We start from the raw sequence: 14,758 nt of genomic DNA, 5'->3' as shown, positions 1-14,758 counted from the left end.
CTGCCAACTTGACAGGCGACACCGCCACCGCCGCCACCGCCACGGGGTGGCCCCCGTGGCGGAATCGCCACCTGGGTTGACGCGACACCTATAATGATAATTCGTACACGTTCCCACCAAGCGGGTCACACGTCGAGCAGCCGGTCCATCGGCCAGAGCTTCACGACACCGTCGTTGCCGATGGTCGCGACCGTCTTCCCGTCCGGCGACACGGCCAGCGCCTCGATGTCGCCGACGTGCCACGCGAACGCGGCCTTCGGTTGCATCAACCCGGCGGAGAACACGACCAGCCGCCCGGCGACGGCGAGGTACAGGAACCGGCCGTCCGGCGACAGCGCCATCGCGCGGACGAACGCCGGGCCGTTCTGATAGCTCGCGATCGGCACGCGATAGAGCGAGATGGAAGGGCGGTAGTTTGCCGTCCGCGCATCGAAGATTTCGAGGTCCGAGTGACGGCCGATGAACACGACGTTCATCGCCTCGTGGTACACGGCCTGGATGTTGTGGTAAACATGTGCCCCTGAGGGCAACATCAGTCGCAAAGGGACCGTTGCGGTTTCACCCAAAGTGGCGGATTCGAGAACAGTTACCTGTTCCGTGCCGACGGCGACGACGTGCCGGGGGTCGGGCCGCGTCGGCGATGACACCCAGACGGCACCGGGAAACTCGCGGGCGTGCAGCGTCTTGCCGGACGGGTACGCCGCCACGCGCAGGGTGTTCCCGAACAGAACGGCCACCCGGTCCGGCTCGTCGGTCGGGAAGGTGCGGAAGTCCTCCGTCAAGCCGCCCGGTTCCCACCGGCCGTCGTCGCTCCCCTTGAGCGCCTTGAACACACAGGTCCATCCCGTGATTTGTTCCGTGACGAGCACCCGGTCGTCGCGGTCGCCCAGGAAGAACGCCCGGCCCTCTCGAATCTCGAACGGCGAGGTCCGGCCCGGCCGCGTCCCGCCCGTTTCGAGGTCCCACGCGCACAGCGGCCCGTCCTCTTCCACCGCCGCCACCTTCGTCCCGTCCCGGCTGAACGCCACGCAACTGAACGGGTTCCGGACGCCGTGCAGCCACCCGACGCGGTTGCCCTTCAGCGCCGCCGGCCCGGCCTCCTCGCGGCGGTCGTGGCACGGGCCGCACGTCTCGCCCATCCACCCGAGTGCTTCCGGCGTGCCGACCGCGCCGCACCCGCACGCCGCGATCCACTCCGTCACCGGCACGCCGTCGCCGTCCGGCAACAGCCGCTGGTACAGGTGCTCCGGGTAGCAGTGCCACAGCGGCGGGCGGCGGGCCAGTTCGTCCTTGTGCAAGAGCACCTTCGCCGCGTCGTGCTCGATCCGGCGGCCGCGGAGGACGACGTGCTTGCGGCCGACGTGGTCCGTCCACCACCCGCCGACGAGTTGCGTCCCCGGCACGCCGCCCTTGCCGCCGCGCCACAGCTCGAAGCCTTCGGGCGACGCCTGCACCTGCCGGGCGAACTTCCGCCACTTCGCCGGGTCGTCCGCGAGCAGCCGGGTGCGGCACCGCTTGTTCGCGGCGGCCGTGGCGTCCGCCAGCCGCTCGGCGATCTCGCCGGGGGACGGGTCGAGGAGGATCGCTTCAAACTTCAACATGCGGACATAATACCCGGCGGCCGTTGGCGAGCCGAGCGGCGTAAGCCGCCGGGTGAGTCGCCCGCGACATTAACCCGGCGGCTTACGCCGCTCGGCTCGCCGGGCCACTCGCCGGCCGGCATTTTTCACTTGACTCAAGTTTCCCTCACGCTATCGTCCGCCCCCGTCCGGGAATGTGCGTGCGCACTTGCACGCCGCCCGACGGGTCGGCCGCGGACTGGGGAGTTCCGGCCGACCGGGGAACGGGGGGAACACGATGACGCGGGCCGCACTCCTGACCGTGGGCGTACTCGCCGCCATTCACGGCGTCGCCGGCTGCACCTCCTTCGAGAAGGACAAGGGCCAAACCGCCCGCCCGCAGGCCGCGGACGACGCGGCCGAGAAGAACATCGCCGCCACCGTCGGCCAGAAGACGGTCGTGAGCAACACCGAGCCGATCCAGGTGTCGGCCGTCGGCCTCGTGTACGGGCTACCGGGGACCGGGTGCGTCGCCGCCGGCGAGTGGCGGCCGATGCTCGAGCGCGACCTCCGCAAGAAGAAGCTCACGCCGAAGCAGTTCCTCGACGACCCGAACAACACCTGCTCGCTCGTCCTCGTTTCCGCGGTCATCCCGCCGGGGGCGAAGAAGGGCGACAGCATCGACATCGACATCGTCCTGCCGCGCGGCAGCCGGACGACGAGCCTGAAGGGCGGCATCCTTTTCGAGGCCGACCTCGCCACGTCGGAGCTGTCCGGCACGGTCCGCCAGCGGATGATCGAAGCGGGCCTCGATGTCGGCGCGAACCCGGCCGTCAGCGGCGACACGCTGCTCGTCGGCAAGACGCTCGTGCGGGCCGAGGGGCCGCTCGTCGCCGGCGTCATGGAGAACACGGCGAAGCTGAAGGCCACGGTCGCCAGCGACGCGCCGACGGCCACGGCCGGCCGGGTGTGGGGCGGCGGCCGCGTTCTCGAAGACCGGCCGTACTTCTTCATGCTGAACGAGAAGGACGCGAACCCGCGGACGGCGATGGAGGTCGCGGCCCGGCTGAACGCCACGTTCCTGCTCGCCGGCGACGCCCGGAACAAGGTCGCGAATGCCGTGAAGGGCGACGTGGTCCTCGTGAAAGTGCCGCCCGCGTACCGGCTCAACCACGAACGCTTCCTCATCGTCGCCCGGCAAGTCCCGATGGTCCCGAGCGGCCCGGACAGCCTGCTCCGCAAGAAGCTCGAACAGGAACTGCTCGACCCGGAGACGGCGATCGGCGCGGCGGCGAAGCTGGAGGCGTTCGGCGCGGAGAGCACGCGGGCGCTGCAAACGGGGCTGCAGAGCCAGTCCCCGTGGGTGCGGTTCGCCGCGGCGGAGGCGCTGGCGTACCTCGGCAGCACGAGCGGCGCGGCCGACCTCGCGAAGCTGGCCGAGGAGCACCCGGCCCTGCGGTCGCACTGCCTGACGGCCCTGGCGAGCATCGACGACGGCGTCAGCACCGACCGGCTCGTCGAGCTGATGAAGCACCCGGACACGGGGCTGCGGTACGGGGCGTTCGTCGCCCTGCGGAGCGCGAACGACCGCCACCCGGAACTGCACGGCACGCACGTCAAGAAGGCGTTCTGGCTACACGAGGTCGCGCCGACCTCGCAGGCCGTCGTCCACCTGACGAGCAGCCAGCGGGCGGAGGTCGTGCTGTTCGGGACCGGCGGCACGCTCGTCCCGCCGTTCACGATCCCGGTCGGCAACGACTTCGTCATCTCGGCGAAGGCCGGGGACGAGAAGGCGACGGTGACGTACCTGGCGACGGGTCAGGACGGGGCGAAGGAAGTGACGGCGCAAGTGCCCGCGACGCTCCGCGGCGTCCTCACGGCCGTCGGCGAGTTCGGCGGCGGGTACGCCGAGGTGGTGGAGGTGATTCGCAAGGCCGACGCCGCGAAGGTGCTGGCCGCGACCGTCGCGGTGGACGCCACCCCGCGGGGCATCCCGATCACGCAGCTCGCCCGGCTGGCGCAGTCGGACTCGAACCTGGAAGTGGCGAACGTGGAAGTGACCCGCTCGACGACCCGCGCCGGCGACGTGCAGCAGGCGAGCTTCGACCTGCCGACGGACGCGGACACGATCCGGGCGCAGCCGTTCGAGGAGCCGTCGTTGAACCGCGCCCCCGGCCGCATCTTCGGCGGCAAGAAGCACCCGCAGGAGGCGGACGGCGACGCCGCGCCGGCGAAACCGGCCGTCGATGACACGCCGGACCTGGCCCGCAGCCCCGGCCGGCTGTTCGGGAAGTAACGCCGTCGGCATATTGACACCGGGGGCCTGGGCGCGGGAATCATCCCGTGCCCCGGCCCCCCGTCATTTCCATCGTCTTCCTACCACCTCCGTAACCCGCCCACGTTTCGCCCCTTGCCTTGCCCGGACGGTTCGTCTAATCCATAACGTGCGTTCAACCTGCCGGGTCGCCGCCGCCACTGAGTCACACCGTTGCCGGGACCGTGCCCCCCATGATCCTCGTCCAAGACCTGTACAAGTACTACGGCGAATACCCCGCGGTCCGCGGCATCTCGTTCGAGGTGCCGAAGGGCCGCGTCGTCGGGTTCCTCGGTCCGAACGGGGCCGGCAAGTCCACGACCATGCGCATCCTCGCCGGGTTCCTGACGGCCACGTCCGGGAAGGCCAGCATCGACGGCCGGGACGTGTTCTGGGACCCGATCGAGGCCCGCCGGCGGATCGGGTACATGCCGGAGAGCTGCCCGCTGTACGCCGACATGCGGGTGGCCGAGTACCTGAAGTTCCGGGCCGGGCTGAAGGGCCTCGGCTGGTCCGCCCGCCGCAAGCGGATTGACTACGTCTTGGAACGCTGCTGGCTGAAGGACGTGAAGTCGCAGCTGGTCGGCACGCTGTCGAAGGGCTACCGCCAGCGGGTCGGCCTCGCCGACGCGCTGCTCGCGGACCCGCCGGTGCTGATCCTCGACGAGCCGACGGCCGGCCTCGACCCGACGCAGATCCGCGAAACCCGCAAGCTGATCCGCGAGCTGGGCCAGCAGCACACGATGCTGTTGTCCACGCACATCCTGTCGGAAGTGGAAGCGGCGTGCGACTCGGTCATCATCATCTACCAGGGCCAGGTCGTGGCCGACGGGTCGCTCGCGGCGGTCCGGCAGAAGCACGGGAACCAGAGCCTGGAAGACATCTTCGTCCGGCTGACCGGCCAAGAGGGGATTTGAGGAACTCGGAACTCGGAGTGCGGAACGCGGAACGAAAACCGTGGACCACCTTCGTGATCGTCATTCCGAGTTCCGAGTTCCGAGTTCCGAGTTTCAAGAACGCCATGCGACCCACCCTGAGTCTGATCAAGAGAGAGTTCACGGCGTACTTCTTCTCGCCGATCGGGTTCGTCACGCTCGCCGTGTTCCTGCTCGTGACCGGGCGGCTGTTCGGGCTGACGCTCGGGCTGCTCACCGAGCCGGGGCCGCGGGGGGCCGAGTTCCCGATGCAGACGCTGCTCGGGGACGAGAAGTTCTGGCTCGTGTTCCTGTTCATCCCGCCGCTGTTGACGATGCGGCTGCTCGCCGAGGAGCGCGGCACGGGGACGCTCGAGAGCCTGATGACGGCCCCGATCCGCGACTGGCAGGTCGTGGCCGGCAAGTACGTGGCGTGCCTGATGTTCTACGTGGTGCTCTGGCTGCCGACGGTCGCGTACCTGCCGGTGCTGCTGGACCTGGACATGAACACGATGCGGCCGCGGATCGACCCGTGGCCGGTCGTCACGTCGTACCTCGGGGCGTTCCTCGCCGGGGCGATGTTCCTGGCCATCGGGCTGTTCGTGTCGAGCCTGGTGAAGAGTCAGCTCGTGGCGGCGATGATCGCGATGCTCTTGAGCCTGGTGTTCGTGGTGGCGGCGTTCTGGCGGCCGGAGTACGACGCCGGGTCGTTGGCGACGAAGCTGGTGTACTTCATCAGCGTGCCGGAGCACTTCCGCCGGGACTTCACGCGGGGGATTCTGGACACCCGGCATATCGTACTGTACGCGACGGTCACGCTGCTGTGCCTGTTCCTGACGGTGCGGAGTCTGGAAGCCCGCCGGTTGCGATAAACCATTTTGCATTTTGAATTGCTCATTTTTCATTGGTTCAAAGTGTTAGACTTTTTGAACCAATGAAAAATGTGAAATGAAAAATGCGAAATTGAAGAGGTCGATTCATGGTTGACGCACGCCAGCGCACGACGTTCGGCAACGTGTTCCGGTTCACCGTCCGCGGCCTCGGCCTCACGGGGCTGCTCGCGGCCGCCGTCGGCGGCGTGCTGCTCGCCACCGACCTGCCGGCGGTCGATCTCACGACAGACGGCGCGAAGGCGCTGTGGGCGAACTACCAATCCGCGTTCGAGGGGAAGTTCGGCGACGCCGCGAAGGTCGCGAGCTGGGTCGTCGGCGTCGGCGGGATCGCCGTCGCGCTGTGGCTCGTCGTCGAGCTGCTCGGCGCGATCACGCTCGTCACCGGCCGCCGCACCGCCGTCGGCGCGAACGGCTACCTCCAGACCGCCCTCGCCGTCGCGCTCGTGGTCATCGTTAACTACTGGTCGTTCTCGCACTACAAGCGGTTCGACCTGACGCGGGACAAGCAGTTCACGCTGCCGCCGGACGTGCAGGACGAGCTGCGGAAGATCACCCGGCCGACGGACGTGATCGTGCTGAAGATGCGGAAGCCGGACGCCGCGAACGCCGCCACCAGCTCGACCGACGACAGCCTCGTGTCGGCCGCCGACCGCAAGGTGACGGAGAAGGTCCGCGACCTGGTGGACCTGTTCCGCGAGATCGGCCCGCAATTCCGCGTCACCGTCCTCGACACGACGGACGAAGGCTACCTCGACCAACTCGACGCCGCGACGAAGGAATCGCCGACGCTGCGGGCGGCGCTCGAATCGGCCCCGGAGAACAGCATCTTCTTCCACGCCGACGGCAAGGTGCAGCGGCTCAGCTTCGCCGAGTTCTACCTGCTCGACAAGACCGCGTCGCAGGAACTGGTCACGCGGGCCGACGGGACGACGCAGGCGAAGAACAAGAACCTCGTGCTCATCCCGCAGGGCATCCGGCCGTTCGCGGACCGCGTGTTCAAGCTCGGCGAGAAGAAGCCGAAGGTCGGGCTGCTCGTCATCCACCCGTTCTTCGCGTCGCAGTCGGCCGGCGACGAGGAGGCCGACCGGTACACCAGCGGCGGCCTGCGGCGGATGCTCGAACGCAACGGGTTCGAGATCGTGGACGTGTTCACCCGCCGCGGCCTCGGCCGAGGGGCCGGGACGGCCGCCGGGGACACGTTCGCCGAGAACGAACTGACGGCCATCGAGAACGCCTACGCCACGTTCAGCGCCCGGCAGCCGCGGCTAGAGTTGCAACTCGTGCTGTTCCAGAAGTCGAAGGAGACGGTGGACAAGGAGCCGCTGAACCAGATCGCGAAAAAGCTGGAGTTCCTGAAGTTCAACCAGCCGTTCGAGACGGAGGAGGATCGGAAGGCCGCGTCCGAGTTCCTGGCGAACAACATCAAGGCCATTCAGGACCGGATCAAGTCGAACAAGGAGGAACTCGACAAGGTCACGCCGAAGTACCTGGAGGCGATGAAGAACGAGCGGGCCGTCGAGGCCCGGCGGACGACGGACGTGAAACTAAAGCTCGCCCGCGCCGTCGCCGACTGCGACGTGCTGATCGTGCCGCGGCAGACGACGCCGAACCTCGTGACCGGCGACTTCCTGCCGCCCGCCATCTACTCGCTGACCGAGGACCAGGCGGAGGTCGTGAAGGACTTCCTGAAGGCCGGGAAGCCGGTGCTGGGGCTTTTCGGGGCGGTGGACCCGTCGAACGTGCGGCCGATCCCCGGCTTCCCGGACGACGCGCTGGAGGGCGTGTTCAAGCGGCTCGGGTTCGAGTTCAGCACCCTGACCGTCATGTACGACGCCGAGACGCGGGCGATGGTCGAGCAGAGCGGCGAGACGCTCCGCGCCGGCGGGACCGTCACCGTCCCGCCGCTGACGTTCGACCTCCCCGGCAAGGGGAAGGCCGCGAACCCGATCGCCGAGGCGATGAAGGTGTCCGGCCGCACGTCTGAGGCGCAGGCGCAGCTGCGGCGGAACTGGTTCCGGCCGGTCTACCTGAACGCGCAGGTCGCGGCGAGGCAGAAGTTCGTGGCGACGGTCGCGGAGAGCGGCAAGGAGTCATGGGGCGAGGACAAGCCGGTCCCGGAGGGCGAGTACACGCCGGAGTTCACGCCGGCGAAGCCGGACGACCCGAAGCGCGGCACGCGGGACGAGGAGCGGAAAGGGCCGTTCCCGGTCGGCGCGGCCATCGAGCGGACGGTCCCGGCCGAGTGGTTCCAGCCGAAGCTGGTCGCGGAGCAGGCCCGCAGCATCGTCGGCGGCGCGATCGGCAGTTGGACCGGGCTGACGCCGCTGGTGGTGGAGCCGGAGAACTACGCGAACCTGCTGAAGCCGGAGGACCGGCCGTCGCCGCCGACGGTGCGGGTGGCGGTGTACGGCCACGGCGGGCTGATCGCCGGCAAGTCGCTCGACCCGGCCCACGAGAAGCTGCTCGTCCACACGCTGAACTGGCAACTGAAGCGGGACGACCGGCTGCCCAAGGACCGCCCGGCCGAGGAGAAGTGGCAGTTCCCGCGGGTGGAGATGAGCGAGAAGCAATCGCTCTACTGGCGGCTCGGCACGGCCGTCGGCTTGCCGCTGGCGTGCGCGTACCTCGGCGTCCTGATGCTGATGCTGCGGAAGGTGCGGTAGCGGCCACAACGTCGCCCGTCCGTATCAACGGCGAGCGTCACGGCGTAAGCGTGACGTGTCTCGTGCCCCGCGGCGAGAGAATGCCGTTGCTTGTGGAACCCTGAGCGGAAGCGACGGGGTGAATCGCCTCCACCCCGTCGCTTCCGCTCAGGGTTCCACAAAACCGGTCGTTGCGATTTCTAGACACGTCACGCTTACGCCGTGACGCTCGCCGTTGTCGGGAACGGGAGGGCGTTGCGACGCCCGGCCCCACGAGTGAACGAGATTATTCGAGACTTCACCATGCGTTGGCTCACCACGATTCTGCTGCTCGCCCTCGTCGCCGGGTCCGCGTTCTGGGCGTGGAAGGGCGACGCCGTCGCCCCGACGCTCGGCATCGGCCCGCCGCCGCCCGCCGCCGCGTCCCCGGCCGCCGACGCGCTCGCGCTGCTCAAGGCCGACGACGTGACGGCCCTCACGCTCGCCGCGGACAAGGACACGCTGTCGCTCGTCCGCGGGGCGAACGGCGCGTGGACGCAACCGGGCAACTGGCCCGTCCGCCAGGACGACGCGAAGGCGCTCGTGAGCGTGCTGGCGAACCTCAAGTCGCGGTTCCAGCCGATCGCGCCCGACGGCGACCTGAAGGCTTACGGCCTGGACGCGACGCAGAAGCAGATCGTCGCGAAGCTGACGACCGGCAACCGCACCACCACGCTGACCCTGGGACGCCCGGCGGCGAAGCCGGACGAGCCGGAGTACGCCCGGCCGACGTTCGTGAAGGTGGACGACCACGCCGACCTGTTACGGTTCGACTCGGACCTGATGCAGGTCGCCGCCCGCAAGCCGGAGGAGTACCGGCGGAAGCAACTCTTCCCGGAGTTCGAGCGGGTCAAGCTGACCGGCGGCGAGTCGTTCGACCCGGCGCAGCCGACCCCGCCCGGCGGCCGGGCCGCCGTCGTCGGCAACGACATTACTTCCATCAAGATCGAAACCACTGACAGCGGGCTGTCACTGAAGCGGGTGGCCCCGAACCCGACGCCGAAGGCGGACCGGGACGCGACGAGCGAACCCGCTCTGGCCGCGAACAAGCTGGCGACGGCGTGGGAGATCGACGCCGCGGGCAAAAGCCTCACGCCGCTCCGCGACCGGCCGGACCCGGCGAAGCTCCGCGGCCTGCTCACCGCCGTCCCCGAGTTGTGGGTCGAGCAGTTCCTGCCCGCGAAGCCCTCGACGGAAACGGGCCTCGACAAGCCGCAGTACGTGCTGACCGTCACCCGCGCGGCCGGGCCGACGACGCTGAAGGTCGGCAAGGTGTCGCGGACGGTCGTGAAGGACGGCCCGCCGCCGCCCCCACCGATGCCGTTCGGCGCGCCGCCGCCCCCGCCGCCGAAGACGACCGAGACGTACCACTACGCCAGCATCGACGGCCTCGACCTGCTGTTCGAGGTGAAGGCCGACAAGTTCGCCGACCTGTTCCCGAAGCTCGACGACCTGCGGGACGCGACGCTCGCTCGGTTCGAGACGGACGAGGTCACGAAGGTCGAGGTCGCGCTCAAGGGCCAACCGCCGATTTCCCTGACGAAGAAGAAGGGGAACAAGAATGCCGACAAGGAGGACGAGAAGCAGGACCGGTGGTACGTCGGCGACGTGCTGGCCGAGTCGGGCAAGGTGACGGAACTGGTGGACCAGCTCGCGAAGCTGGAGGCGAAGAACCCGGCGACGCCGGCCGACCCGCTCATCGTGGCGCAGCCGAAGGGGGAGCAGAACGTCCTCGACAACCCGGCCCCGACGGTGCTGACGGGCCTCGGCCTCGACGGCACGAGTTCCATCACGCTGACGATTCAAGAAAAGGTTCCGGACGGGCAGACCCCGCCCGCCCCGCGCTCCGTGAAGTACGTCCTCGGCAAGCACGACGCGGACAAGAAGAAGCTGAACGTGCAGGTGGCCGGGTGGCCGCGGGTGAACGTCGTCGCGGACGACGTGAAGAAGCTGCTCGACCGGCCCGCCCTGGCGTACCGCGGCCGCCGCCTCTTCGACACGGCCGAACTCAAGCTCACCGGCGTGACCGTCACCCGTGGGGCCGACACGTTCGCCCTCGCGAAGCCGGACGCGAAGTGGAAGCTGACGAAGCCGCTGGCCATTGACGCCGACGAGGCGAAGGCCAACCAACTCACCGGCGACCTGTCGCGGCTCGAAGTGACCGAGTACGTGGACGACGCGCCGAAGCCCGAAGACCTGGACAAGAAGTACGGCCTGACGAAGCCGACGATGACCGTCGAACTCGCGTTCGGCGTGAAGGTCGAGAAGCTGGAGATCGGGGCGTCCCCCGAGTTCAAGCCGGAGTATTACGCCCGCCGGGCCGGGACGAACAGCGTGTTCACCGTGCCGAAGGCGACGATCGACTCGCTCAAGGACGGGGCGCTCGCGTTCCTGCCGCTGCAACTCTGGAGCGTGCCGCCGGACAAGGTCACGGCCGTCGAGGTGACGCGGGACGAGGGGAAGGAGACGTACAGGCTGACGAGCGACGCCGCGGCGTGGAAGCTGACCGGCCCGTTCGAGGCCCCGGTCCCGTTCCTCCAGACGCAGGCCGTGGCGTCGGCGCTTTCCAACGTCCGGGCCGAGAAGTACGACGCGGCGACGGCCGACCCCGCGAAGCACGGGCTGGACAAGCCGGCGCTGAAGTTCGTCGTCACGTACAAGGAGGCGAAGCCGGACGACGCGAAGGCCGAGGTTCCGGTGACGCGCACGCTGCTCGTCGGCAAGCCCGCGGCGGAGCCGAACACGCGGTACGCGAAGCTCGCCGACGGGCCGAACGCGGCCGTCTTCGTGCTGAACGACACGCTGTTGAAGGACGTGGATAAGCCCGCGCTGGAGCTGCTCGACAAGACGATCCTCAACCAGAAGCCGGACGCCCTGACGAAGGTGCAGATCGTCGGCCCGAAGGCGGACGAGAACGTGACGCTGGTGAAGGACGACAAGGGGGCGTGGAAGGCCGAGGGCGCGGCGTTCGTGCCGGACAAGCCGACGGTCGATCTGCTGCTCAGCTTCCTGGCGCGGCCGCCGGTGCAGGAACTCGCCGGGTACGGCCCGGCCGTGAAGTGGGCCGACCTCGGCCTCGACAAGCCGGCGTACACGATCACCGGCACGTTCACCGCCGACGGCAAGACGGAGACGCACGCCGTCAAGCTCGGCAAAGAAATCCTCAGCAAGGCGCGGGGCGTGCAACGGTACGCTCGGATCGACGACGGCCCGGCCGCGGCGGTGCTGGCGAGCGTCGGCGTCGAGGCCCTCGCCCGCGGCAAGCTCGATTTCGCCGACCGCACGCTGCTGACATTCGACGCCCCCGCGTTGAATTCCCTCGTTCGCAAGAAGGGGGCCGAGGAGTTGGAGATCGTGCAGGGCGCGACCGTCGGCTGGGACATGGTGAAGCCGACGAAGTTGAAGGCCGACCAACCGATCCTGGACGAGCTGACGGAACAGCTCTCGAAGCTGCGGGCCGCGAAGGTCGCGGCCTACGCACCGAAGGACCTGAAGCCGTTCGGCCTCGACAAGCCGACCGCGACCGTCACGCTGAAGGTCGGCCTCGACAAGCCGACGGACAAGGTGCTGAAGCTCGGTAATCTCGTAGACGAAAACTACCCGGACGGCCAGCGGTACGCGATGGTGGACGGCAACCCGACCGTCGGCGTGCTGCCCGGCCCGCTGGCGACACGGCTGCTCGCCGCGCCGCTGAAGTTCCGCGACCGAGCGCTGGCGAAGTTCGCGAAGGCCGACCGCATCGAGATGACCCGCGGGGACCGGGCGGTCACGTTCGCCGAGGTGAACGGGACGTGGAAGACGGTCGTGCCCGTCGAGGCCGAGGCGGAGCAGGCGGACATCGACGAGTTCATCAACGCCCTGGCGAAGCTCCAGGCGGACGAGTTGGTCGCGGAGAAGCCGACGGACCTGAAGCCGTTCGGGTTGGACAAGCCGGCCGTGAAGTGGGTGCTGAAGAACGGGGCGAACGAAGTGTTGAGCCTGCTCGTCGGCGCGGAGAAGGGCGGCCGGGTGTACGCGAAGCTGGAGAAGGGCGACCTGGTGGCGCTGCTCGACCCGTCGCTGACGGCGAAGGTGACCGGCGAGTACCGCAAGCGGGCCGCGTGGTCCGGCGTGGACGCGGCCCAGGTCGAGGCGATTTCCGTGCAGGCCGGGAACGCCGACTTCCGGTTCACGAAGGTCGGCGGGAACTGGACGGACGCGGCGAAGCCGACGGACCGGATCGACCCGGCCCAGGTGAGCGAGTTCCTGGACGCGCTCGCCGGGCTGAAGGCCCTCCGGTACGCGGCCGACAAGGACGCGGACCCGAAGCTGTACGGCCTCCAGCCGCCGCAGCGGATCGTCACGATTACGCAGCAGGGCGGGCTGACGAAGACGCTCTACCTCGGCCGCGAGGAGGGCGGCAGCGGCGGCAAGCGGGTGTACGCCCGCGTGGACGAGAAGGGCCGCACCGACGTGTTCGTGCTGAGCGAGGCCGACACGCGGAAGCTGACGAAGGACCGCGCGGGGTTCGTGGGCGGGAAATAATCCCGCGACAACCCCGGCGAGCCGAGCGGCGTAAGCCGCCGGGTAACGCGCCCTTACCCGGCGGCTTACGCCGCTCGGCTCGCCGTTGAAACGAGAAAACCTTTCGTGCGCATCATCCCCGTCCTCGACATCCTCGGCGGCCACGTCGTCCGCGGCGTCGGCGGGCGGCGCGACGAGTACCGGCCCGTCGTCAGCTCCGTCACGGCGTCCACCCACCCGTTCACGGTCGCGAACGACCTGCTCGGCGTCACCGCCGCGCGGGAAGTCTACGTCGCCGACCTCGACGCGATCCGCGGCGGCGACCGGCCATCGCCGGCCGTCCGCGAGTTTGTGAACCTGTTCCCCGCCCCCGTCTGGCTCGACTTCGGCGTGCGGCACGCGGCCGACGCGCGGCTCGTCCCCGCGACCGTGCGGCCGGTCGTCGGGACGGAGACGGCCGACGGCCCCGGCGTGGCGGCCGCGTTCCGCGATCACGCCGCGGGGTTCGCCGTCTCGATCGACCTGATGAATGGGAAGTTGCTCGGCCGCGGGTCTACCTGGGGCGATACGGCCAACGACGTGGCGGCGGCGGCGGTCGGGGCGGGCGCGCGGACGTTGATCGTGCTGGACCTGGCGGCCGTCGGCGGGAACGACGGGCCACGGACGCTCGCCGTTTGCCGAAGGATTCGGGACCGCTTCCCGGACGTGGGGCTGCTCACCGGCGGCGGCGTGCGAAATCGAGAGGATGTTGAAGGACTGGCCGCGGTCGGCGTGGACGGCGTCCTCGTCGCGTCGGCGTTCCACGACGGGCGGCTGCCCTGACTTCCGAAGTCCGGCTTCGACTTCGGAAGTCCAACCGGCAACGATTGCTTGTACAGGAAGTGATTGCGACATCGACTTCCGAAGTCGAAGCCGGACTTCGGAAGTCGGGCCGCTACTTCACCACCGACACCTCGGCGTACCGCGGCATCGCGTCCATCGACCGGCGGTCCGTCTCCAACTCTTGCGCCAGCCGCTTCAGCGCCTCGTCGGCGTTCGCGGCCGTCACCTCGCTCGGCGTGATGTACACGGCCGGCGGCGTCGGCCGCGGCGCGTCCCGCACGATCGGGTCGGGCGTCTCCGCGGCCGGCTTGCTGCCGTCCGGGTTCAGCCCCTGGAACTGGGCCAGCGGGCCGACCGGCTTGATGTGGACGCACCCGCCGCCGGCCAGCACCAGCCCGCAGAGTAGGACCTTGTTCATCGCTTCCCTCCGGGCGTCTCGACGGGGGCGGGCGGGGCCACGGCCGCCGGGTCGAACGGCGGCTCCGCGGCGGCCCGGACGACGCTCGACCGGGCCGCGGTCCCGCGGACCCCCATCCGGGCGACGCGGGCCTGACAAATCTCGATGGCTTGCTTCTCCAACTCGTCGATCTGCGCCAGCGACTTCTCGTCGTTCTTCGCGGCCGCGATCTCCCGCAGCTTCGCGCACGCGTCCAGCCGGCGGGTGCAGGCGGCCTGCTCGTCCTTCACCGCCTCGGACAGCACGTCGGCCGTCAGCGGCGCGATGATGACCGGCGGCCGCAGCGGCGTGTCGGCTTTCTTCTCGACCTTCTCGTCGGGTTTCTTGCCGGAAGTGCGGGCCGGCTTCGGCCCGTCGGCGGCGGCCATCCCGGCCGCGAGGCCCAGCGCCACGGCCAGCCCCCCGGCGGCGAAGCGGTTCATGCAACGTCCCCCACGATCCGCGGCCGGCCGTCCCCCGACGGCCCGCCCCGAACGATCCGAGTACGGCATATGCCAGAGGTCGGAAGTGGTGTAAAGGGCAGTTCGCGGTTCATATAGCCGCCGGCTTGCCGGCGGGGTTTTGGGTGTCGCATAACCCCGCCGGCAAGCCGGCGGCTATATAAAGCCGCTCACC

9 protein-coding genes are annotated in these 14,758 nt (G+C 69.3%); 6 read left to right on the top strand and 3 right to left on the bottom strand.

Going from position 1 to position 14,758, the window contains the following annotated elements; genetic code table 11:
- Positions 1-125: 125 nt before the first annotated feature.
- On the bottom strand, positions 126-1,601 hold the full coding sequence (locus AC5JJ2_RS15995) for a WD40 repeat domain-containing protein (protein WP_495859011.1): 1,476 nt from the start codon (positions 1,599-1,601) through the stop codon (positions 126-128).
- Between the two features lie 256 nt (positions 1,602-1,857).
- Between AC5JJ2_RS15995 and AC5JJ2_RS15990 the strand changes: the two genes are divergently transcribed.
- The 6 genes from AC5JJ2_RS15990 (at position 1,858) to AC5JJ2_RS15965 (ending at position 13,686) form a co-directional block, all read left to right on the top strand.
- A complete protein-coding gene (locus AC5JJ2_RS15990; RefSeq protein WP_495859010.1) occupies positions 1,858-3,855 on the top strand; it encodes a HEAT repeat domain-containing protein in 1,998 nt (665 codons plus the stop codon).
- A gap of 212 nt (positions 3,856-4,067) precedes the next feature.
- On the top strand, positions 4,068-4,790 hold the full coding sequence (locus AC5JJ2_RS15985; RefSeq protein WP_495859009.1) for an ABC transporter ATP-binding protein: 723 nt from the start codon (positions 4,068-4,070) through the stop codon (positions 4,788-4,790).
- 104 nt (positions 4,791-4,894) lie between these two features.
- The gene (locus AC5JJ2_RS15980) at positions 4,895-5,659 is read left to right on the top strand and encodes an ABC transporter permease (RefSeq protein WP_495859008.1); all 765 of its coding nucleotides are present in this window, start codon (positions 4,895-4,897) and stop codon (positions 5,657-5,659) included.
- 107 nt (positions 5,660-5,766) lie between these two features.
- Complete coding sequence (locus AC5JJ2_RS15975; protein WP_495859007.1) at positions 5,767-8,343, top strand: hypothetical protein; 2,577 nt, start codon at positions 5,767-5,769, stop codon at positions 8,341-8,343.
- Between the two features lie 282 nt (positions 8,344-8,625).
- Positions 8,626-12,885 carry a DUF4340 domain-containing protein gene (locus tag AC5JJ2_RS15970; protein ID WP_495859006.1) on the top strand — a complete coding sequence of 1,420 codons (4,260 nt, stop codon included), beginning with the start codon at positions 8,626-8,628 and terminating at the stop codon, positions 12,883-12,885.
- Positions 12,886-12,990: 105 nt separating this feature from the next.
- Positions 12,991-13,686, top strand: a complete 696-nt coding sequence (locus tag AC5JJ2_RS15965) for a HisA/HisF-related TIM barrel protein (RefSeq protein WP_495859005.1) — start codon at positions 12,991-12,993, stop codon at positions 13,684-13,686.
- Between the two features lie 112 nt (positions 13,687-13,798).
- On the opposite strand, the gene AC5JJ2_RS15960 is transcribed toward AC5JJ2_RS15965, so the two are convergent.
- Entirely contained in the window at positions 13,799-14,104 is a 306-nt protein-coding gene (locus AC5JJ2_RS15960; protein WP_495859004.1) for a hypothetical protein, read from the bottom strand.
- The gene (locus AC5JJ2_RS15955; protein WP_495859003.1) at positions 14,101-14,565 is read right to left on the bottom strand and encodes a hypothetical protein; all 465 of its coding nucleotides are present in this window, start codon (positions 14,563-14,565) and stop codon (positions 14,101-14,103) included. Before AC5JJ2_RS15955 ends, AC5JJ2_RS15960 begins: the two co-directional genes overlap by 4 nt.
- Between the last annotated feature and the right edge of the window lie 193 nt (positions 14,566-14,758).

The sequence above is a fragment of the Limnoglobus sp. genome (genome assembly GCF_059499385.1).
The sequence above is the reverse complement of the archived record's forward strand: the minus strand, read 5'-3'. Positions and strand labels throughout refer to the sequence as shown.

Coding starts and splice junctions, on each gene's coding strand:
- AC5JJ2_RS15995 (WP_495859011.1), bottom strand. CDS start 1,601: ATGTTGAAGTTTGAAGCGATCCTCCTCGACCCGTCCCCCGGCGAGATC.
- AC5JJ2_RS15990 (WP_495859010.1), top strand. CDS start 1,858: ATGACGCGGGCCGCACTCCTGACCGTGGGCGTACTCGCCGCCATTCAC.
- AC5JJ2_RS15985 (WP_495859009.1), top strand. CDS start 4,068: ATGATCCTCGTCCAAGACCTGTACAAGTACTACGGCGAATACCCCGCG.
- AC5JJ2_RS15980 (WP_495859008.1), top strand. CDS start 4,895: ATGCGACCCACCCTGAGTCTGATCAAGAGAGAGTTCACGGCGTACTTC.
- AC5JJ2_RS15975 (WP_495859007.1), top strand. CDS start 5,767: ATGGTTGACGCACGCCAGCGCACGACGTTCGGCAACGTGTTCCGGTTC.
- AC5JJ2_RS15970 (WP_495859006.1), top strand. CDS start 8,626: ATGCGTTGGCTCACCACGATTCTGCTGCTCGCCCTCGTCGCCGGGTCC.
- AC5JJ2_RS15960 (WP_495859004.1), bottom strand. CDS start 14,104: ATGAACAAGGTCCTACTCTGCGGGCTGGTGCTGGCCGGCGGCGGGTGC.
- AC5JJ2_RS15955 (WP_495859003.1), bottom strand. CDS start 14,565: ATGAACCGCTTCGCCGCCGGGGGGCTGGCCGTGGCGCTGGGCCTCGCG.